Origin of the sequence: Oceanobacillus bengalensis (assembly GCF_003628445.1) — a bacterium.
Taxonomy (GTDB): Bacteria; Bacillota; Bacilli; order Bacillales; family Amphibacillaceae; genus Oceanobacillus; species Oceanobacillus bengalensis.
Map to the genome: position 1 here is coordinate 104253 of NZ_RBZO01000004.1, position 22581 is coordinate 126833.

The 22581-nt window shown below is 36.1% G+C and carries 18 protein-coding genes and 2 riboswitches; of the genes, 3 read left to right on the plus strand and 15 right to left on the minus strand.

The window, feature by feature from the left end; genetic code table 11:
• Positions 1–131: 131 nt before the first annotated feature.
• Positions 132–1031: a hydroxymethylglutaryl-CoA lyase gene (locus tag D8M05_RS04180; protein WP_121128953.1), complete on the minus strand. Its 900-nt coding sequence runs from the start codon at positions 1029–1031 to the stop codon at positions 132–134.
• 365 nt (positions 1032–1396) lie between these two features.
• A riboswitch (Lysine riboswitch) is annotated at positions 1397–1573 on the plus strand.
• Positions 1574–1708: 135 nt separating this feature from the next.
• On the opposite strand from D8M05_RS04180, the gene D8M05_RS04185 reads away from it, so the two are divergent.
• Complete coding sequence (locus D8M05_RS04185) at positions 1709–3301, plus strand: amidohydrolase (RefSeq protein WP_121128955.1); 1593 nt, start codon at positions 1709–1711, stop codon at positions 3299–3301.
• Positions 3302–3351: 50 nt separating this feature from the next.
• On the opposite strand, the gene D8M05_RS04190 is transcribed toward D8M05_RS04185, so the two are convergent.
• From D8M05_RS04190 to D8M05_RS04215, 6 genes are all read right to left on the minus strand, one after another.
• The gene (locus tag D8M05_RS04190) at positions 3352–4059 is read right to left on the minus strand and encodes a hypothetical protein (protein ID WP_121128956.1); all 708 of its coding nucleotides are present in this window, start codon (positions 4057–4059) and stop codon (positions 3352–3354) included.
• On the minus strand, positions 4040–4930 hold the full coding sequence (locus D8M05_RS04195; RefSeq protein WP_121128958.1) for an ATP-binding cassette domain-containing protein: 891 nt from the start codon (positions 4928–4930) through the stop codon (positions 4040–4042). Before D8M05_RS04195 ends, D8M05_RS04190 begins: the two co-directional genes overlap by 20 nt.
• Before the next feature lie 2 nt (positions 4931–4932).
• Entirely contained in the window at positions 4933–6102 is a 1170-nt protein-coding gene (locus D8M05_RS04200) for a hypothetical protein (RefSeq protein ID WP_121128960.1), read from the minus strand.
• Between the two features lie 40 nt (positions 6103–6142).
• Positions 6143–7360 carry a hypothetical protein gene (locus D8M05_RS04205; RefSeq protein ID WP_121128962.1) on the minus strand — a complete coding sequence of 406 codons (1218 nt, stop codon included), beginning with the start codon at positions 7358–7360 and terminating at the stop codon, positions 6143–6145.
• Positions 7361–7574: 214 nt separating this feature from the next.
• Positions 7575–7931, minus strand: a complete 357-nt coding sequence (uraH, locus tag D8M05_RS04210; RefSeq protein WP_121128964.1) for a hydroxyisourate hydrolase — start codon at positions 7929–7931, stop codon at positions 7575–7577.
• 300 nt (positions 7932–8231) lie between these two features.
• Positions 8232–9074, minus strand: a complete 843-nt coding sequence (locus tag D8M05_RS04215) for a metallophosphoesterase (protein ID WP_121128966.1) — start codon at positions 9072–9074, stop codon at positions 8232–8234.
• Positions 9075–9146: 72 nt separating this feature from the next.
• On the opposite strand from D8M05_RS04215, the gene D8M05_RS04220 reads away from it, so the two are divergent.
• Entirely contained in the window at positions 9147–9923 is a 777-nt protein-coding gene (locus tag D8M05_RS04220) for a nucleotidyltransferase domain-containing protein (protein WP_121128968.1), read from the plus strand.
• A gap of 90 nt (positions 9924–10013) precedes the next feature.
• On the opposite strand, the gene D8M05_RS04225 is transcribed toward D8M05_RS04220, so the two are convergent.
• The 5 genes from D8M05_RS04225 to dapA form a co-directional block, all read right to left on the minus strand.
• Positions 10014–10970, minus strand: coding sequence for a ketopantoate reductase family protein (locus D8M05_RS04225; protein ID WP_245985187.1), 957 nt, complete (start codon positions 10968–10970; stop codon positions 10014–10016).
• Positions 10971–10994: 24 nt separating this feature from the next.
• Positions 10995–14087 carry an AAA family ATPase gene (locus D8M05_RS04230; RefSeq protein ID WP_121128970.1) on the minus strand — a complete coding sequence of 1031 codons (3093 nt, stop codon included), beginning with the start codon at positions 14085–14087 and terminating at the stop codon, positions 10995–10997.
• 24 nt (positions 14088–14111) lie between these two features.
• Positions 14112–15302 carry an exonuclease SbcCD subunit D gene (locus D8M05_RS04235; RefSeq protein WP_121128972.1) on the minus strand — a complete coding sequence of 397 codons (1191 nt, stop codon included), beginning with the start codon at positions 15300–15302 and terminating at the stop codon, positions 14112–14114.
• Positions 15303–15744: 442 nt separating this feature from the next.
• Positions 15745–16155, minus strand: a complete 411-nt coding sequence (locus D8M05_RS04240) for a recombinase family protein (protein ID WP_121128975.1) — start codon at positions 16153–16155, stop codon at positions 15745–15747.
• A gap of 161 nt (positions 16156–16316) precedes the next feature.
• The gene (gene dapA, locus D8M05_RS04245; RefSeq protein WP_121128977.1) at positions 16317–17210 is read right to left on the minus strand and encodes a 4-hydroxy-tetrahydrodipicolinate synthase; all 894 of its coding nucleotides are present in this window, start codon (positions 17208–17210) and stop codon (positions 16317–16319) included.
• A gap of 105 nt (positions 17211–17315) precedes the next feature.
• Positions 17316–17494, minus strand: a riboswitch (Lysine riboswitch).
• A 136-nt stretch (positions 17495–17630) separates the two neighbouring features.
• On the opposite strand from dapA, the gene D8M05_RS04250 reads away from it, so the two are divergent.
• On the plus strand, positions 17631–17843 hold the full coding sequence (locus D8M05_RS04250; RefSeq protein ID WP_121128978.1) for a hypothetical protein: 213 nt from the start codon (positions 17631–17633) through the stop codon (positions 17841–17843).
• 243 nt (positions 17844–18086) lie between these two features.
• Here the strand turns inward: D8M05_RS04250 and D8M05_RS04255 are convergent, their stop codons facing one another.
• The 3 genes from D8M05_RS04255 to D8M05_RS04265 all read right to left on the minus strand — a co-directional run bounded on the left by D8M05_RS04255 (position 18087) and on the right by D8M05_RS04265 (position 22562).
• The gene (locus tag D8M05_RS04255; protein ID WP_121128980.1) at positions 18087–18563 is read right to left on the minus strand and encodes a DinB family protein; all 477 of its coding nucleotides are present in this window, start codon (positions 18561–18563) and stop codon (positions 18087–18089) included.
• Between the two features lie 91 nt (positions 18564–18654).
• Positions 18655–19314 carry a reverse transcriptase-like protein gene (locus tag D8M05_RS04260; RefSeq protein WP_121128982.1) on the minus strand — a complete coding sequence of 220 codons (660 nt, stop codon included), beginning with the start codon at positions 19312–19314 and terminating at the stop codon, positions 18655–18657.
• Positions 19315–19484: 170 nt separating this feature from the next.
• A complete protein-coding gene (locus D8M05_RS04265; protein WP_121128984.1) occupies positions 19485–22562 on the minus strand; it encodes an efflux RND transporter permease subunit in 3078 nt (1025 codons plus the stop codon).
• Between the last annotated feature and the right edge of the window lie 19 nt (positions 22563–22581).

Here is a 22581-nt window from a genome sequence, read left to right on the forward strand (position 1 = left end):
TTGAAGCAATTTTACGGATATGAAACACCCCTTATTATTAATATGGTTTAATTATATAACACTTTAACCACAAAAAGCCCAACAAAACCAAACGGATTACTTTCGTGTGGTCTTATTGGGCTTTCACTATCTTATTGTCCACTAGCCAATAGCGATCTACTTGGAAGCACCTTTCCTAATTTATTTTGAATGAATAATGATGCTTCCTGTATTTTTTTATCATTAATTCCTGTTTTAATTCCTAAACCATGCAAAAGATACAAAATATCATTTGTTGCCACATTTCCTGCTGCACCTGGAGCGTATGGACAACCGCCTAATCCGCCAATGGAGCTATCAAATCGGTTGATTCCATATTGCATGGATGTCATGATATTCGCAATTGCCATACCTCTTGTGTCATGAAAATGCAGGATAATCTTTTCCCTAGGATAGCGAGTCAATAATTCATCAAGCAACTTTTCTACTTGGGATGGAACAGCAGAACCAATCGTATCCCCAAGTGACAGATCATCAACACCAAATTCTAGTAGTTTCTCACAAACAGACAAAACTTTATTAGGAGCGATTTTACCTTCATAGGGACAATCAAAAACAGTAGATACATAGCCTGTAACTTTTTTACCAGCCCTTTTTGCTTCTTCAATCACTGACTTTAGAACGGGATAGGTATTCTGTATTGATTTATTAATATTATTTAAATTATGTGTTTCGCTTGCTGACATAAACACAGAAGCTCCATCAATTCCTGCTTCTAAAGCAAATTCAAGGCCTTTCATGTTGGGGACAAGTGCAGAATAGCGTACATTTGGATTGCGTTTTAGCTGTTTTCCAACTGCCCGTGCATCTGAAAGTGCTGGGATCCATTTAGGATTGACGAAGGAGGAATATTCAATTTCACCAAGACCCGAATCCGATAACATATTAATCCATTCAACTTTATCCTCAGTCGGTAGCCATTTTTGTTCATTTTGTAAACCATCTCGGGGACCAACTTCCTTTAACTCTACAAAATCCGGCAATTTTACCATGGTAAACCCTCCTGTTTAAAATATTCTTTATTGCTGGTTCAGGATGGTGTCATTTTTCCTTTAAGTATATTTTTATCGTTTTATATAATATGAAGTTTCGCATAAGTCTGTGTTTACTCCGAATGCGCTCACACAAATACGATTTAAGCTTTCTCATGTTACCAACATTTTTCTTTCTTACAACATATTCAATATAGTTTCTTCTTATTCAACAATGTTGAATAAAGTATATAATACTCCTATAATTGATGTCAATGAGGGACTTCCCAATTTTTCTCCAATGCCGGTTTCTCAATAATTATATCCTTGAGTATTAGCTAATTATTTGATAATATTGATAATAATTTCATAGACACCTTACTGATCGGTGAGGTAGAGGCGCAAGTAATAAGAGTAGTCTATCGGAGTATGACAGCGTTGATGATAGATGAAAGGATTGTTTGCCGAAGCATAATGAGGGTCAAACTTATTAATGCTGGGATGTTTCCTGAATAAGGAGCAGACTGTCATGCATGTTTTTTGCATGGAGAACTACTGATCGAAATGGAGGATAACGTATATTGTAAACAATGATAGGTTATTTTCTAGCATTGTTTTTTTGTGTACTTTTTTAATTTTAATTTCTTCCAAAAGCGAACCAGCTTATCCGGAAAACAGATGAACAAGGAGCGTTGTAGATGAGAAAGATCTTTATTAACGGAGTTATTTATACATTTAATCAAAATCACCCTACTACAGAAGCTGTCGTTGTAGAAAATGGACGCTTTGTTTCAATGGGGACAACAAATGAAATGATACAAAACTGGAAAAACGCAAATACCGAAGTAATCGATTTCGGGGGGAAAGCAGTTACTCCTGGTTTAGTGGACAGTCATCTACATCTTTCTATGATTGCAGACAACTTTATCAATCTCGATTTAACTGGGGTAGGCTCAAAACAGTTTATGTTAGAAAGAATTGGAGCACAAGCAAACACATTAAAACCTGGTGAATGGTTACTTGGTGGTGGATGGGATGAAAATCTTTTTACAGAAGGCTCTATTCCACCCCTAAGTGAACTTGACTACGTTGCGCCAAATAACCCTTTATACTTAACTAGAGTCTGCAAACATGCCGCTGTCGTTAACAGTAAAGCACTAGAAATGAGTAACTACCACCCAGCAATTACCGTTCCTGAAGGCGGTACAATTGTTATAGATGAAACGACGAAAAAACCAACTGGACTATTACTTGAGTCTGCATCTGACTTAATTAAGCAGCATATTCCCGCTAATTCTTATGAAGTAACAAAAAATGCTATGAGACAGGCGATTCAGTTTGCTATGAGTAAAGGAATTACGAGTGCACACTCTAATGATCCACTTTATTTAGGTGGGCTAGCGCGAACATACCAAATTTATGACGAATTATTAAACGAGGAACAATTAGGGTTACGCTGTAATCTACTAATCAATCATGAGTACTTGGATGATTTAAAAAACGCTGGCATGTATGCCGGATATGGAAATGACACATTGCAAATTGGTGCAGTGAAAATTTTTGCAGATGGTGCTTTTGGAAGAAGGACTGCTCTTCTATCCGAACCGTATGCCGATGACAGAGACAATTATGGTGACGAAATGTTAGATCCATACGCACTTTCAAACATTGTAAAACGCGCACGTGAAATCGATATGCCAATCGCTGTTCATACGATTGGTGACAAGGCTTTAGAAAATGTACTAGATGTATTAGACAGGTTTCCGACTGTTTCACATCGTGATCGTCTTATTCATACGCAAGTACTTCATGAGGATTTGATTCAGCGTTTAGCAGAACCAAGTAGAATTGCTGATATTCAACCGCGCTTCTTAGCTAGTGACTTTCCTTGGGTCGCAGAACGATTAGGTGAAGACCGCTTGAAACTCTCTTATGCATGGAAATCCTTACAAAAAGCAGGTGTTATTTGTGCAGGTGGTTCAGACTCACCAGTGGAACCTGTTGATCCATTACTAGGAATCCATGCTGCTGTCACAAGGAAAATTCCTGGGCAAAATACGATCTATAACGCAGATGAGAGACTTACGATGCATGAAGCATTTCGATTATTTACGGAGCTTGGTGCATATCCAACAAACGAAGAAACAATCAAAGGTACCATTGCTAGAGGGAAACTAGCCGATATGACGGTTTACTCAATGAACCCATTTAAGATGGAAGACCCTGACGAGTTATTAACGACAGAAATTGAAATGACCATTATCGGTGGGGAAATTAAATATTGCAAATAAAAAAACATCGCCTCAAGCTTTAAAGGGAGGCGATGTTTTTTTATTAAGTCTTACTCTCTGTTAAAAAGAATGCTTGGAACACCTGTGATTCGTAGTTTCTGCCCATCTTCTAAGTGAACATTGCTTTTAGAAGAACCAAATCCACCAACAACAATTTCATATACATCCACCTTACCATCAGGGTTAAAAACCTCTAAATAACCTAGTCCAGAACTACCAGAGATCAGATAGTTATCTGCTTTTATATCTATCCCTACCTCCCAGACACCTGTGGTTAATTCTGTATTCATTAAAGTCGGAACAGGTGTCAATCCAGCCTGGTCAAATCCTCCGTAAAAGTGAATGGTATGTTTTTCACTTAGATCAGCAGTGATACTTGGCACACCACCATACCCAACGATTTCGCGAAGTAGGACTTGGTCATTATCATCTGAAATTACAACAAGACCTGTATCGCTTCCCCAAATTTGATATCGTCCAGAAGGTACTGTTACTTCCGTACCTTCCTGTTCAACCGTTTCTATGACTATCTCTTCTGCTTCGGAATTATTTCGATCACTTGTATCTAGGATTGTTGGGCTTAGATTGCGTATTAATTCTTCTTTTTCTTCACCTGTTATTTCATAACTTTCTTGGTAACTTAACACCTTTTCAGTTTGTACTTCTTGTACATTATGACATCCCGCTAACAACCAAACACTAGCTAATAGCAGAAATATTGTCATGTTCTCCCGTTTCTTAATGGTAATGTTTTTCATAGTATTCCACCGTCCCAAGTGGTCCAATCGATAATTCTTTCTCTTTCAAGCCGAGTAACTGTTCCACCCATTTCATTTGTTCCGCTTGTTTCATACCTTTAAGCGGTAAACAAAATAGATGGCTGGCAATGTACAGATGATTATCAGGAATCACGTACTCATTTATTAATCGATTATATTGATGTGGGTCCAAGGAAATCTTAATATAGTCATCATTTCCCCTACCAAATCGTTGTTCATGAATAATTTTACCTTCACTTAAAAAAATTACACGGTCTGCATACAAATCTAAATTCTCCAATAAGTGAGACGCAATAAAGATAAGTTTCTGTTCTTTTTTCATCTCGATTAAGTATTCGGAAATGAGGGATACATTGTTAATATCTAATCCGTTCATCACTTCATCCATTAACATAATGGAACTATCTGCAGCGGCCATCATCGCAAAGCAGAGTCGTTGTCGCATTCCTAATGAATAGGTACGTACTTTATTCTTCACATAATTCCCCATATTTAATTTTCCGACAATTTGTGGTATATGCTTCGTTGTCCCCTTCCACATATTGCCGTACAATTTCAAGTGGTCGATTCCTGAGAGTTCATCAAATAAATCATCTTGATCTGGAAATGTTGTTAACCGTTTACGTATCTTAATTTCCTGTTTCTCCGATTTATATGTATAGTTATCATCGATAATCACTTCTCCTGCATTTGGTTTTAAATAGTTGGCCATGACGTTAAATAACGTTGTTTTCCCAGTACCGTTAGGAGCAGCAACACCAATAATTTCACCTTTTTCAGCTTGAAATGATAGGTCATCTAATACAACTTTGTCTTTAAATTTCACGGAGATATTTTTTAATGTAAGCATCGCTATTCCATTCCCCTTTTAACGAATAAATTCTTCTTTTTCTGTACATATGGCCATTTATTTTTAATATAGATCACACTTATAATCAAACCAGTAACAATGAATAACCAGAAAATGGCATGCCCATAATCAACCAATGCATTCTCCCAATCCTTAGCAAATACACCAGAAAGCACTTTCGAATAGTCAAGATATTTTATTGGATTCAGTAAGGATATTTCTAACCCAACTGCGCTTAGTATATCTGGTAAAATAAACAATCCAAGGCCGACCAATATATTTGTATATGCATTTTTGAAAAGTAAATTCATGAATACGGACAAATATAGAACTAGGACTGTAATAATTGCTAGCATTAATACCGAAATCCCAATATAGGTCATTGTTGATATGAACGTATATTCTCCATTATTCATAATAAGGATAGGATATGAGAAATCTCCAAAACTACCAGAATCTTTATAAGCGAAGTATCCACCTAAAACAATCCCTATCACTAAAAACATAAATAAATGAATAAAATAAAGAATTACTTTGCTATGGATTCTTTTCATAAAAGCAAGTGGAAATCCATTCATAACACTGTGATGTAGTCTTTCGTATACAACGATTTCGCTGGCATAGAGTAGAACAAATAAGAAAAACAAGATACCACTTAACGTCTGAAAAGCGACAACGAGATAGTTACTTGAGGCAAACGGATCTGTCATGATTGTTAAATCATGTTCTTCTATATAACGTAATCGTGCGTCCTCACTTAATATTTCATCGATAGGAGTTATTAAATTTTCTGGTATCCCAATGTTACCTAGCTCATGGACACGCATTCTTAATTCATTAAGTAGTAACCCATCTCTAATATACTCTTCATCCATTTCACCTTTTTCGGATAAATAGTACACCTGCATGTTTACTAAGGAAGCTTGTTTGGTAATATGTTGATACACTTCTTCTCCTTCTGGTGTTCCTTCCAAGTTATCAGGTAATTGGTTTAGGATGGAATACATCCGTTCGCCTTCGGTTCGCTTCTGGTCAATTAACGTTTCTGGTTGTGTTCCACTATAATAATTATAAAATAATGGAAAAAATAACATAATAATAATTCCTAATAAGGCATTTTTCCGATTATGCAGTAATAACTTTGTCTCAAAGAGAAAATATTTCCAAAACATATCTTTTACCTACCTTATGATACTGCTAGATTTTTAGAATTTATGAAGCTTTAAAAAATCGTCGTTTGCTTATGAGACGTGAAACGACAATCAGTATCAGTTCCACCATAATAAGGCTAAGTCCTAATACAAGTAGTCCTTTTTCAAATGTAATCGTATTAACATTTACAAGAAAGTTCTTTTCCCCTGTAATAACCTTTCCAAAATCAAAATAGGTTTGTGGGAAATTGCTAATTTCTATACCAAACAATTCTCTCGTTGTTCTAGTAAAATATATTCTTTCAGAAACTAACATAATCGTACTCAAAACCAAAACAACCCATTGATTCTTGAATAACAAACTAAAAATAACGTTTATTCGAATAAACAAATAAACTAATATTGGTATAAAACTAACTGTGAGCAGCAGAAAACGCGCAATGGAAATCGTATCATAATCTTCCAAAGAAAAATTCCACTTTTCCAATGTTAGAATTGGTACGCGAATGTCGAAGTTACCAAAGCCAAATTGTGCAGTTAAGAAAATCATTCCTAGTGCAGCTAGCAAAACGAGAATAATCATTGTATACGAAAAAGCAACAAACGATTTTATATTTAGTACGCTATACCATGAAAATGGAAATCCCTGAACAATGGAGCGATTATGACGATCACGAATTACTACATCACTGCTAAAGAAAATGGCGCAAAAAACAATGAAGTATGTAACATAATGAAGTATGTTATTTTTCAATACTTGTACAGCTGTTTTTTCTTCTATTATTGGAAGGGTAATTCGATGTTCTTGTTCTAAGTATCCCTGATAACGTAGTAACGTTTGATAGTAAAGATGATCGACATCCTTGCTCGGGAATGGCGATTCCATGAAATTTATGTATTGTTTATTATGGAAATCTATTGAATTAAACTCGAGATCATAGGTTTTTAAAAGGAGATAACGTAAATAATTTTGGTCCTCGTAAGCTGTTAACATATTACGATGCAAATGATAGTAATGTGCATCCATCGCATACGCCGGCATCCCTGTGTAAAGGATAATTCCAGTTGCTCCTCTTTCTTCCCTATCCCGTTGTACTGCATGTATTTCTTCAAGTTCTTTTGCCTTATCTTCTGGTACATATGTATTTAATGTCTCTTGATTTGGTATGATCAAAAAACAATAACTAGAAAGTAAAGCAAAAAGAAACAGAATAAAAAGAATATTTTTCTTGTTATTCATGATAAGAAAAAATTCTTGTTTCATATACGTTCGAATCATTATGGCTTCCCCTTTATATGTATCAGCATCTTCTTCTAAATAATCTATTATTTAATCTATTAAACTTTATCAAAAATATTTAAACTTGGCAAATTATCCCAAAATTTAAACTATGTAATATTACTTCCATAAAAATAGCCTAACTCATCATGAACTAGGCTATTTATGTATAATTTGTTTTATCAATTTTTTCATGTAAAATGCATGTTTTCGTTCAGTCTCCCAGGTAAACCTGATATCCACCAGTGGAGACATCAAACCGAACATGGTAGTTTGCTTCTCGATCATTAATTCCGAATCGTACTGGTATCATATTTAAAAATGTAGATCCATTCGTTTCGAGCTTCATTTCTTTAAAATAATCCCCTATATAAAATAATAGTTCATATTCTCCAACTTCTATTTTCTCATTAGTAAGTAAAACTTCATCCGTTCGCCCCTCTTCATTCGTATAGCTTACATGTATTAATTCCTTTTGTAAGGAATTTTCCATTAGTAAATAAAGCTCGACCAAAACGTTTGCAGCTGGTTTTCCATTGGTTTGATCCAAAATATTTGTGGTTAGCGCCACTCGCATTCCTCCTAATTTTAATTAGTAAATAAACTTTCTCTCTTAATCTATTTTGTGGATGATCGTTTCTCTCTGAGGATGTAATGTGCGGGCCCTTCTCTAAGTTTATTTGTATTATCCATTACTAGTAATTGGAGCATCCCTCCTTTCTTTACATACTATTTTACACGGTTTAATAATATTTTTCATTATTTAGAATAAAATAATTGTTTCTAATGAAAAATAAAATACATTTTTCGGAAACAGAGACGTTAGTAATGGGAACGGAAACATTTCTTTCACATTCCAGTCTATTTTCTATTATTCTCTCTCCAGCGTAACACTTACAATCTCTGGCCGATTAAATATTCGCTGAGGTATAATACTATTTCCTAACCCTCTATTAACAATTAACACTGAATCATTCTCAATATATTTTCCAGCGGTATATTCTGGAAATAACCCTTGGTCAGGTGCTACCAATCCACCTAAGAACGGTAATCTCAACTGTCCACCATGGGCATGCCCTGAGAATATTAGGTCAATGTTTTGCTGTTGATAGATAGAAAACATTTCTGGCCGGTGGGATAATAAAATCGTATACGCATCCTCGCTTACACCATCTAATACTTTTTGAAGGTTATCTTCTACTGCTATACTTTCCCCCGATGAATCCTCCATTATTGCTGGATCATCCATTCCAGCAATATAAATTTCTTCTCCGCCCTTTTCAATCCGCTCATAGCCATTTCGTAAAACGTTTACACCAACCTGTTGTACTGCTTTCTCTATTTCTGCAGCATTTCCTGACCAAAACTCATGATTTCCCGTAACAAAGTAAGTTGGAGCAATATTAGCCAACTTTTTCATTAAAGTGATATTACTTTCTTCATCCGCTTTTTTCTGATCAACAAGATCGCCTGTAAAAACAATAATATTAGGTCTCTCCGTTTCCACACGTTTAACCAATCGCGTTTGATTCTTCCCAAATTGCTTACTATGCAAATCGGATAATTGTACAATTTTGTACCCATCAAAAGTGGAAGGGAGCATACCTGATCGTACAGTAATTTTTGTTGTACTTAATAGATTATTTTGCGTATAAGAGAAGATCACTATAAATATTGCAACACATAGAATGATTATGCCTTTTTTCTTTTTCATTAATTGCATTCCCACCTTCTGTACATTATTGTATTATGTAAGCTTTTACGAAACCAAATGCGAGGTGCAATGATGAAAGAGAAAATCACAAACATACTGAAACAAATCGAAAGAGACTATTCGATCAAAATACTCCATGCTTGTGATGTCGGGAGTAGAGCTTGGGGTTTAGCTAATAATGATAGTGATTATGATGTACGTTTTATTTATGTGCACCAGACAAACCATTATTTAAGCATTGATCCAGTTGGAATTGGTAAGAAAAAGGATGTTATCGAAATACCGATTCATGATTCACTCGATATCAGTGGTTGGGAGATAACGAAAGCACTTAGGCTATTTAGAAAATCGAATCCATCCTTACTGGAACGTTTATATTCTACTATTACTTATTACGAGAAATTTTCAACCATCAAGCAATTAAGAAAAATGGTATCTGATGGATTTAATGCAAAACCCTGTATGTACCATTATTTAAATATGGCGAAGCAAAACTACCAGCAGATTTTACAAAGTGAAGATCGAAACATAAAAGACTATCTAAATGTACTACGTCCAGTCCTTTTAGCTTGTTTGATTGAAAAAAACAACGAATTCCCTCCTTTAGATTTTAACACATTAGTAGATGCGTTTATTTCAAAAGGCAAATTAAGGAATGATATTGATTCTTTAATAAAGTATAAAGTTACAGGTGATGTCCACTTTCAGTCTACACACATTGACTCTTTTTTAGAAAAAGAGATCACAAGGCTAGAACAACGAGTGAAAACTTTACATAGCAACAACGCTCATATATCTAGTGATCTTAATAAATTATTTCAGGACACGTTGTTAGAGGTATGGGGATAAGAGGAAAGCTTGCTCATGCCTTGAGAAGAAAGCTATATCCTTAGAAAAACGAAAAGCCATAAATCCCAAAGACTTATGACTTAAAATTTATTATGCATGTCCACTTTCGAACGGCTTTAACAAACCATAAAGCGTCTTAATAATAGGCAGTTTAAGACCTTTCGATTCTGCCATTCGTAATGCACCGCCTTGCAAGCTATCCAGTTCTAATGGAAGACCTTTTCGGAAATCTTGATGCATGGAGGATGTTGCATATTCTGGAAATTGGAAGGATTTCTCTTCAATTGACTGTAGAAATTGATCCCCACCTAAGTTAACACCGTACGCCTCAGCTAATTGCCTCATTTCTTCAGCAACCTCTTTATATAAGGTTAGCGTTTCTTTTTGCTTGCGAATGGCCCCTATTTCCAAACGACTTGCTGTAGTCACCCCAGAATAGGCAGTGATAAACGCATATTTATTCCAGATTTCATTTTGTATCTCATCTGTACAGGTAAAATTTACGTTCGCCTGCTCAAGTATCATAGCTAATTTCTTACAAAGTGCCCGTTGGGATTCTTTCAAAGGACCAAAGATAAGATCATGTTGCTTGCTAGTATGTACGATATGTCCCTTGTCGAGCGTTGAAATAATAAAGCATAGACCACCAATGACTGCTTCTTGTCCAACCTTTTTTTCTAGTACCTCATAATGTTCCATCCCGTTTAGTAAAGGAAGAATTTTTGCACCTTTATTTACGAGAACTTCAAGTTGTGGATAAATACCATCAAGATGATATCCTTTGACAGAAAGAATAAGCAAATCACATGCTTCAATGTCAGAAGCATTAGTTACGACATTAGGCTCCTTTAAATATGTATCTCCATTTACACTTGTTACGTTAAGGCCATCTTCATCCAGTTGCTTCTTTCGCTTTTCTCGTACTAGAAATGTTACATTTGCACCTGCATCATGTAGTCTTGCTCCAAAGTAACCACCAACTGCCCCTGCCCCAATAATGGTAATATTCACTTCCATCATCCCTTCCTTTTCTAATAAAAGCCACATTCTATAAATGCGGCCCCTATTTGATTATTTCAAAACAAACTGTGTCCGGCTAAACCCTTCTTTCGTTTTCTTCACTTCAAGGATTGCAGGGAACATATTTTTTATTTCTTGTACGTGTGAAATGACACCAATCATTCGGCCTGATTGTTGTATCTCAATCAACGCATCAATTGATTTATTTAATGATTCTTCATCCAATGAACCAAAACCTTCATCAATGAACATTGTATCAATCGAGATGTTCCCTTGGAAGCTTTGAATAACATCAGACATTCCTAACGCTAAACATAAGGAGGCATTAAATTTTTCTCCTCCTGATAATGTTTTAACATCACGTGTTTGTCCAGTATATGCATCATACACATCAAGCCCTAGTCCACTTTGTTTCCCGCGAACTTCCTGTCGATCGCTTCGAATTAAGTAAAATTGTCCATTCGATAATTCTCTTAATCTGCCATTTGCTGCATCTATAATACGTTCCAAATATTCGATTTGAAGATAACGCTCAAAGGAGATCTTTTGGCTATTTTGTCCTCTGAGAATATCATACAAATCAGCAATGGTTGCAAGTTTCTTACCATGTTGCTTAACAAGTTTGCTTGTTCCTCTGATACTTTCGCTGAGTTTGACCGTATCTTCATAGTAGTCCTTGGAAAGTTTCAATTTATTAAATGCTAACTCATAGGCTTTCTTTAATTCGCCTAATGTGCCTTCAAGTGTCTGTAAATCTATTTTTTCCTTACCTTTGAGTACTACTTCCAATTCACTAACTTGTTGTTTTAGTAATGTCATCTTATCTTTGAACCGCCCAATGGCATCCTTAATTTTCTGCTGCTCTATTTGTGACATCTTCGCCTTATGATACGTTTCTTCTAGTTCGAACCCTGCTTCTGTCCGCAGCTCAATATAACGTTTTTCTGCTACTTCTCTTTTTTCTTTTGTTTCTTCTAATTGCTTCTCGGCATGACCTAAATTAGAATCAGCTTTTGTTTTCTCTTCCTTCGCTTGCCCGAGTGCTGATTGCGCTTCTTCCCAGGCTTTTTCTAGTTTTAATTTGTACGAATTTGTCAGATTTATTTCTTTCTCAAGTATCGTTAATTCTCTAATTTCTTCAGGAATTTTACTGATACGGTCCACGTATATTGCTTCATATTTTTCATAGGCAGCTTTCTTTTCTTGAAAAGCGTTATTTAGTTCTTCTTTCTTAGCCTGTAATTGTTTAATAAGGTTCCGCGCTTCCTCATAGGCTGTCTTCTGTGATTGCAGCTTAACACGAGTTTGGTTTAATTTCTCCACTTCATCTGCGAACACTTTCCCATTTGTCACCAGTTTGTCGTAAATTTCCTCTGCATTATCAGTTGAAAGTGCCTCATTTACAAGTTCTTCGCGTTTTTCAAGTAATTGCTTCATATTGGCCTTAACATCTGCTTCAACTGTTTTAAATTTACTTTCTATTTCATCGCGTTCTTTTCTTAGTAGATCCAACGCCTCTTTTGTTACCGTATTTTCATTATGGGAAGCCTTTTCCGGGTGTTCAAGACTCCCACAAACAGGACAAGCCTCCCCATCATGCAATTGTGCTGCTAAACGAGTTGCCTGATCATTCATCCAGAGCTTCTCTAATTCCTGATAACGCGCATGAACTTTCTCGTAAGCAGCTCCTTTCATTTCTTTGTCTTTTACAAGTTCTTGTTGTTGATTGTTTAATTTAATATAAGCGCCTAAAACTTTAGCTTGCGTACGCATTTCAGAAAGCTTTTGTTGCTTATCTGGCAACTGGCCAACCGCTTTATCTTTGTAGGTAATTTGCTTATTCCATTCTTCTACTTCTTTATTCTTCTGTTCTAACTCTATTTTCACTTTTTCAAGTGCCTTATAAGCTAATTCCCCTTCATTCTTTAAACGCTCAATATGCTGTTTTCGATTATCCATATCTTTAACATCGGGTAAAAATTCCTGTAGGCGATCGAGCTTTTTACTTACGTCTTCACGTAATTGCTTATTTTTTTCTTCCTCTTTAAACGTTTTATGTGCTTGTAGAAGCAGCTCCACCATATTTTTTGCTACACTTTCAGCAAGCTTCAATTGATTTACTTTCTCTTTTACTTCATTACGCCATTCTAATGCTTGTTTTTCATAGATTTCTATATTACTAGCCTTCACTGCATTCTCTAGTTGCTTTTCATAGTTTGCTACAACAGGAACTTTCCCATTCAGTTCCTCCAATTCAGATTGCTTTTGAGTCAAGTCCATGAACCGATCATTTAGTGCTTTTGCATGGTGAAATTCCTCTTGCATTTTATTATGGGAGTTATATGCTTTTTCATAGTTTTGTTGATTAATGATAATTTGTTTTTCATAAAATGCTTCTTCTTCCGTTAGTCCAGTAAGAATCTGATTGGTATTATAATGTTCTTCACTAAGCAACATGAATAAAACAGAATCATCACGCTTTGGCAACACTGTTCCGATACTTGATACATGATGTGTCATCATTTGTTCTGCTTGTTTATAATTTTGTTCAACACTACTTTTCTTTTGTTTTAAAATTTCATTAATATGCTTATACGATTCCGTTTTAAAAATTCTTCGTAAAATTTCTTCTTTGTTTTCCGTCTCAGAGGTTAATAGTTTACGAAATTCGCCTTGTGGTAGCATCACAATCTGTTTGAACTGATCCTTTGTAAGACCAATGATTTCTTCCACTTTCTTATCAATTTCAGAAACAATTTGCCGGTCAACAGAAGGGATTTCTTTCCCGTCTACTTTTTCATAAAACTCATACTTTTCACCAGTCTTGGACTTATTCCCTTTTTTCACATGACCAAGCTGTCTTAAAATACGATAGATATGGCCATTTAACTCGAATTCTATTTCCACTGAAGTATGCGTATTGTCATCTGCAAAATCACTACGAAGCATATTGTTGTTTTCTCGGTCCGTTCCACTGGCACTGCCGTATAATGCAAAACTAATTCCATCAAAAATAGTAGTTTTTCCAGCACCTGTATTTCCTGAAATAACAAATAGATTATTTTGCTCAAGCTCTCTAAAATCGATTATCTCGGTTTCTTTATATGGTCCAAATGCAGTCATCGTTAGTTTAAGTGGTTTCAATCGAGTCTTCTCTCCCGTCCGCTTTTAATTTCGAATATACTCTTTTTTAGCTACATTAGATGTTTCATTTTCTTGTTTCAACAATTCATCTAGAACCTCTTTGAACAATTCTTCCGTTTCTTCTTCCGCTTCCATGCCCTTTACTTCTTTATAAAAAGCTTTGAAAAGGTCCAAATCACTCATTTTACTACGATTTACCGTTACTTCTCCGTCTCTTACATTTGATGCACTGGCATAATTCTTCCGTTCGACATGCATGGCATTCGGATAAACGGACCGAACCTTTTCCATTGGTGAAAGAACTGGTGCCATGTCAAGTAGGCGAACAAATACATAATCCTCATTGACTGGATGCTCTAGCAATTCTTCCATTGTCGCCTCTACCGTTCGGATATCTCTACGTGGAGTGAATAAACGTTTTTCTAGCTCAACATTCCCCGCCTCGTCCATTTCAACTACTAAAAATCCTTTCTTATGATGTTCCTCTGAAATAGAGTATTTCAAAATAGACCCTGCATAACGAATATTATCCTCTAATACCTTATGCGCTTGGTGCAAGTGACCTAGGGCTGTGTAATGAAAAGCTGAATAGAGATGTGCATCAACATACTCTGCCCCTCCGATGGAAAGGGGTCTTTCCGAATCACTTGTGTTCTCCTCTTCATCTCCAGTAGGAGTAACAAAGGCATGTCCAACAAAAACATGACGACTGTTCGGATCCATGTCTTGCTTGATTTTTTCAATCATTTTCCCAGCGGCATCATTATGAGAGCGTATTTCATCATCTTCTAAGATATTTCGAACAACACTTGGATCACAATATGGTACAAGGTGAAAGTGTACTTCACCATGTTCATCATGCAATATAACAGGCTGTATATCCTTTGTGAAATTACCTACAATATGAAAACCATTGGCTTTCATCATGCCACTTCCAAAGTTTAATCTGCTTGGGCTATCATGATTTCCTGCAACTGCGATAACAGGTGTTTTCAATTTGAGGACTATTTTCTCAAGTACTTCATCTAATAGTTGTACTGCTTCAGTAGGTGGCACTGCCCGGTCATACAAATCCCCTGCAATAACAACTGCATCTGGTTTCTCCTCTTCAATCGCTTGGATAAATTGCTCAAGAACGAATGCTTGGTCCTCAGTCATATATACCCCTTGAACAAGCTTCCCTAAGTGCCAATCAGCTGTGTGGAAAAATTTCATAATTGTCTCCTTTCGATTTGAATCATTTAATAGTTTGATAGAAATAGTTTATTTGTGGATACTTGCGGAAGTCGTGCGTGTGGTTTATTAGAACATACATTTCTATTATAACGGAATTGGCGGAGAATATCATCTTGTTTTTTGTTGATTTGTGATTTCTTATTTAACTTTTCTAGCTCACTATACAGTTCAATCGGCCATAAAGCCTACCTCCTATCTTTATTCTTTCTTGCACTATTATATAGGCCTTCAGTAATTATGCAAATATTAGAAAGTCAAATTTATCAATTGATAATGTGTAAAATTGGATTTCTCACAATCTTTTGAAGCCATTTTTTATAATTACAAAGTGAATGATGGACGGATTTTCAATTTCGAGATAATAAAATTAAATTTCATGATATTTTTCTATACGTATACACATAGAAGAAAAGGTTTGATTCTAATTTACTGCTTTGTTCCTTATTCCTAATCGCTCCTCGTTTTGCTGAAGCGTATGATGAATGAGTTCACTATTAAGTGGACCAGAATTTCCGCTCAAAACGATGATATCTGTTACATATTTTCTAATTCTAGGCATGACAACCTGAATCCTATCCCTTTCAAGTTCATGGAAAGAATAGAAAACTGCTAGGTCAATTTTATTCTCTTGACCAACCAAATACTTTATTAATTCACTTAAGCCCGGTCTTTTTAGATTTGCATTACCTATATCTCGGAACTTCCTACTCACTGTAATATGATTTGCATTCATAAATCTTTCTATCTCCGTTTCCTTCTCTAAATAAAGATTGCTCTGATTAGCAATGCGATGGGTATACATTAGCCCTGTTTTCGTCTCACTATTAAACATTATTTCTCCTCATCCTCTACAAAAGTCTAGTATTATATAGTTATCAACAATTTGAATAAATACTATACATTTAGGAAAAAGATGAAAACGTCAAAAAAGCAACATAGCTTTAACCAGCTATGTTGCTTTTAATCAAAAACAGAATAGTGCCAGGCACCTAACTAGTATCCAGATGCTGCTTTTGTTTCGTATATGGTTAGTAAATCATACAGCGATGTCCGTTCTGCATCCGTTAAGGGGATAAGTGGTAAACGAACACTTCCAACAGGGACTCCAAACCGATTCAATGCTTCTTTTACTGGTGTTGGATTTGGTGCTTTAAACAATTCCTTCATGATTGGTAGAAGATGACGATGGATTTCAGCTGCATGGGTCACATTTCCACTAAAAAAATGTCCCACCATTTCTTGCATCTCATTTCCAATTATATGAGATGATACAGAAACAATACCTGCTCCACCTATCGCTAACATTGGCAATGCTAAACTATCATCACCACTGTATACACTGAAATCTTCAGGTGTTTTGCTAATGATTTCTGCAAATGCATCCAAGTCTCCACTCGCCTCTTTAACAGAAACGATGTTTTCAAGTTGTGATAGACGAATAATTGTCTCTGGAAGCATATTGACTACACTTCGCCCTGGAATGTTATACAGCATGACAGGTAATGAGGTGCTTTCTGCGATTGTTTTAAAATGCTGGTACATGCCTTCCTGGGAAGGTTTGTTGTAATAAGGTGTAACGAGCATTACTCCATCTACACCGATGGCTTCCGCTTCCTTCGTTAATTGGAGTGATTCTCTTGTGTTATTAGAACCAGTTCCTGCAATAACAGGTACCCTACCATCAACCGTTTCTAATACTGCTTTAAATAGGCGAATTTTTTCATCATGTGACAGTGTTGGTGATTCACCTGTTGTTCCCGCAACGACTAATGCATCAGAACCATTCGCAATTAAATAATTCACCAACCCTCTTGTCCGTTCCATATCCATTTCACCATGCTGATCAAATGGAGTTACCATTGCTGTAATTACTTTACCGAAATTCATAACTTCACACACCCTTTTCATTATTTGTATTTTTTAGGTGTGGAGGACCAAATTAAAAAGCAACAGCGAGAGCTCACTGTTGCTTAGAACATTTTGTATCGTTCTTAGCTTGATAGCCCTCCATATAGTTTCCTATATGACAGTTCTGGTTTTATTCAATACCAGACCCAGCTTCAGGACAATGAGTATCCTTCCACTTCGGCAAATCCCCCTTTCCTTATGTTTCACGGGAGCTCATTCTCCTCCACATAAGTACTAATGGTTTCTGCACCTCTACCCTTACTAAAATAAGTAAGTTTTTAATTGTTAACTCTAATGTATCATTCTTAGCGAAATTAAACAACCACTTTTAGTCCTGTTTAAATTATTGGTTCGTTGTAGTATAATAACTTTACTAAGGATAATAGGAGTGTGAAACACATGGCAAAATCAAAAGCTAGGAAACTACGTCAGAAGCGTGTGCGAGAAGGAAGATTAGACCCACAAATAAACCGTAGTCCATTTGCACAACTGGATTTACGAACAAAACGTACGAAAACGAAGAAAGATCATCTATATCGAGCAAAACACAAGAATCGTAATCCGCAGATATTGGAAAACGATTCTTTTATTTTACCCTCATTTCCTTTATAAATTTATTTATTCCTCTGAAAAATAGATACTACGATCAAGGATATGCCTAATGAAAGGAAAGGAAGAATTATATTCCAAGAAGTTAAAGTGACTTCTGTATCAGGATAATCGTTTTTTGTACCAAATTTCATATAGTTACACTCAAATCCTAGTTGAAATAGCCAATTCATTTAAAAACGAATAGGAAAGAGAGCCTGATAAAATTCTCAAGCTCCCTTTTTGCATAAAGTTTACCGTTCCTTCTTATGCTCGATCCTCTTTCGTCGGTCCCATCACACCAGGTACATGCAGACCAGCTTGCCTTAAAAGAACTGTCATTTGACCACGATGATGCGTTTGATGTTCAATAAGCACACGTAATAATGCTCCCCTAGGTGTATCCTTACCATGGTTATCAACTGTTTCTATTAATTTTTCATCTGTGAAGTTCTTTTCTACCTCGCTTTTGACTGCTTCAGATACTTCCTTATATGCTTGCACTATGTCTTTGGCTTTATTAGGTACAACTCTCACATCACCCGGTGAAGTAATATGTAGACCTACTAACCCAGAAAAATACACAGGAGCTGTTGAAATATGCCATCCAAGCCATCCAAGTGTACTATGCCCCTCTACGATAGCTTGATCTAATTTCTCATCGGATAACGATTCTAACACTTGAAGTGTTCCATTTGTAGCAAAAGACCAATCTGCTAAAAAGTCATCTACTTTACGATACATCAAATTACCCCTTTTCAATTATGATTATGTTCATTATATCTTCTAGATAGGGTACCTGTCACTACCTTAGTTTTCGAAAGTATTTGACATATTAACTCTTTATTTCATTGTTACTCATTATTTCTATTTCGTCTAATGCTTGGGACGCTAAGTGGTCTGCTTCTCTGTTTAATTTCCTAGAAACAACCTCATATTCTGGTGTAATTCCTAATTTTTTAATTTGCTTTTCTACTCGATCAATCCACTTTAATAATTCTTCCTCATAGCATGGCCATTCATCTGTTAATTGATTTATGACAACTTTTGAATCACCAATAAAAGTAACCGACATGTGATGAACCCCTAAAATCTCTAATTCCTGTAAACCGAGATGCAGTGCTGCATATTCTGCTTCATTATTCGTATCGAGTTCATCTACAAGAGCATTTTTCCTTATACGAAACGGCTTATCATTTTGCTCGTAATAAATGGCACAGCCTAAGCCTGATTTTTTCGTTTTAATATCAAACCCACCATCAAAGTAAACCTTAATATTATGCGGTTCGGTTTTAATTTCCTCCAGGAATTTCCTTAATTCTTTAACTGTCCACGTTTGGTCATGACGGTCGATAAAAATTAATTCTTTTGCTCGTCCCGTTTTCTCTAGGTCTTCTGCTAAAAGTAGTGCCTTCTTTGCTTTCATCTCATCTGATTGGAACGTTGTTTCCGTTCCTTTTGGTGTTTTATACAATAACTCTATTCTAACATCCATCATTGTTCACCCCATAATAAGGTTAAATTTAATACCATTATTAAGGATAACCCTACAAATGTAAAATTATATCAACGGTGCCTGTCACTCGTCGAAGTTTGTCGGAATTTATCTATATTTGTCAATACACATAAAAATACCCTACAAGATAATTGTAGGGTATTTTCATTTTAATTCTCTTCTATTTCTTTACGATTCTTCTTAAATAACCTAGATAAAAATTCATAAACGATTGGAACGATAATTAACGTTAATAGTGTAGAGCTTGCTAATCCACCGATTACGGTAATTCCGAGACCTTTAGAGACTAAGCCGCCTCCACCTGATCCAACTGCCAATGGAATTAAAGCTCCGATTGTTGCGATAGCTGTCATTAGAATTGGACGCAAACGTGTTGCCCCTGCCTCTAGAATCGCTTCACGCATTTCCATACCATCACGTTCCATATGAATAATTCGGTCTACGAGTACAATAGCATTTGTTACAACAATACCAATTAACATTAATAGACCCATCATAACTGATACTGAAATTGTCTCACCAGCAATCAGTAGACCTACAAATGATCCGATTACTGCAAATGGTAATGAGAATAGGATAGCAAATGGCGCAAGACCTTCACCAAACGTTACAACTAGAATAAAGTATACAATCGCAATTGCTGCAATCATAGCAAAACCTAGTTGTGTAAAGGTTTCTTCCATATCAGCTGCAACACCTGCAACACCGACTGTTACACCTTTTGGTAAATCTAATTCATCAATCGCCTCGTCAACTTCAGACGTTGCTTTTGAAATATCATCATCAAGGATTGTTCCAGAAACGGTTGCATAGTATTCGCCACCACTACGCGCAAGTGTATTTAAGGTAGTTCCTTCCTCTACTGTAACAAGCTCAGATAGAGGCATAGTTGTACCTAGTGCTGTAGGTACCTCAGTCGCTAAAATATCGTCAACTGATTTCGGTTGTTCCACCTGCTTTTGCTGAACAATTACATCTAGCGTATTACCATCTTTTTCAACGGTTGTTAATATTTCTTCTGTATTACTTGGGCTTAACATCATCACTATTTGGCCAGTTGTTAAACCGTATTGTAATAATTCATCTTGTTCTACGTTAAATGTGTATTCCACATACGCATCTTCAGCGCTTGAAGAAACATCTTCTAAACCATCATTTTCTTTCATTACATCTTCTACCATGACAACTGCTTCATTTAGTTTGTCTAGATCTTCACTGTAGAACGTGTAACTAACTTCATTTGTAGCCATTCCCATAGAAGAGAAGTCTTGACTCTTCCATTCGCCACTTTGTCCGATATTAAATACATATTCTTCAATTTCCTCGCGAGCCTCTGGGAAGTCATCCATTTCTGGGTCAAAAATGAGGTACATTAATGAACCTCCGCCACCCATCATCGCTGACATTGGATCACTGCTATCGGTCACGGATAATTGAACGATATCAATATCTTCGTGTTTCAGCATTTCTTCTTCAACCACTGAAATGTTCTCTATAGTATCTTCCATTAACTCGCCAGTTTCTGGTGTGTATGTTAAGTACATTACTTTCTCTTCTTCACTTCCCAAGAAACTAAAACCGATTAATGGCATTAACGCCAAGCTACCTACAAATAGGATAATAGCAACAACAGAAGTAATTATCTTATGGTTAAGCGTCCATTTTAGGATGCCCTTGTACCAATTTGCTAATTTACCATGTTCTTTGTGACTACTTTCTGTCTTTTCACCATATATTTTCTTCTTAAATAAGAAATGAGATAGTGCTGGAACGATTGTAATCGCAACAATTAGCGATGCACCTAACGCAAATGTCATCGTCAATGCGAATGGCATAAACAATTCGCCGACCATACCACCGACAAAGATTAAAGGTGCGAAAACTGCCACCGTAACTAATGTGGAAGACATGATTGGTTTGAACATTTCAATCGTCGCTTCACGTATAAGTGCTCGGCCTGTTAGTTTCTCTTCTCTTAAATGCATCCGTCTATAAATATTTTCAACTACAACGATCGAGTCATCAATAACACGACCGATGGCAACGGTTATCGCACCTAGTGTCATAATATTTAAAGTGATATCTAACCAATTTAATAAAAGTATTGCCATAAAAATAGAAACTGGTATGGATATAATTGATATAATAGTAGATTTAAAATCACGTAAGAACAGTAGAATGATTAATACCGCGATTAATCCACCAAAAACGGCTTTTTCTACCATCGTAAACACAGATTCTTCAATTGGTTCACCTTGGTCAAGGGATACATCAACTACAAGACCTTCAATGTTTTCCGTCTCTTCTGCGATTAAATCCTTCACACTATTTACAACATCTACTGTATTCGCTTCTTGCCCTTTCACAATTTGAATGGCAATCGCGTCTTCCCCATTTGTCCGTGAGATAGACTGTACATCACCCACGACTTCAATTGTAGCAATATCACTCAATTTTACAAATGGTGCAGGCTGATTTTCTGAAGGTGTTACAGGAATAAGCATTTCCTTTAATTCATCCGCTGTCATGAACTTCCCGTCCACCGCTACAGCTTGTTCACCTTCTTCAAACTCATAAAGACCTAAAGAAACGGCAAGATCACTCGCTTGTATCACTTGTTTTACCGAATCTTCCGTAAGTTCAAATTCAGCCATTTTCGCTTCATCATACGTTAGTTCTACTTGTTCTATATGCTGACCAGTAATTGTTGCTGAAGCTATTCCATCGATTTTTTCGATTTTCGGTAGGAGAATTTCCTCAACTGTCGAAGTTAATTCAACAATATCCTCTGTTTCACTACTTACACTTAAAGCAACAACCGGCATCATGTTCATGCTAATTGCTGAAATCGTTGGCTCCTCAGCATCTTCTGGTAAGACAACAGTATCTAATGCAGATTCCAGCGCTCTTTTTGCCTCATCCATATCCACGCCATAATCATACTCGACCTGAATATTAGCCATATTTGCATTGGAATTAGAATATACGGCTTTCACGTCTTCAAGATTTTCTATCGCTTTCTCTAAAGGCATCGATACGTCTTCCATTACTTGCTCAGGCGTTGCACCTGGATAAACGTCCAATACCATTAAATATGGAATAGAGATATCTGGAATTGTCTCCATTTTCATCCTTGTCGCTGAAAAAACACCAGAGACAACAATAATAATGGTTAGTAACCAAACTGCTAATTTGTTCTTTATCACAAAGTTGACTAAACCTCTCACCCTTACACCTACCCTTAAT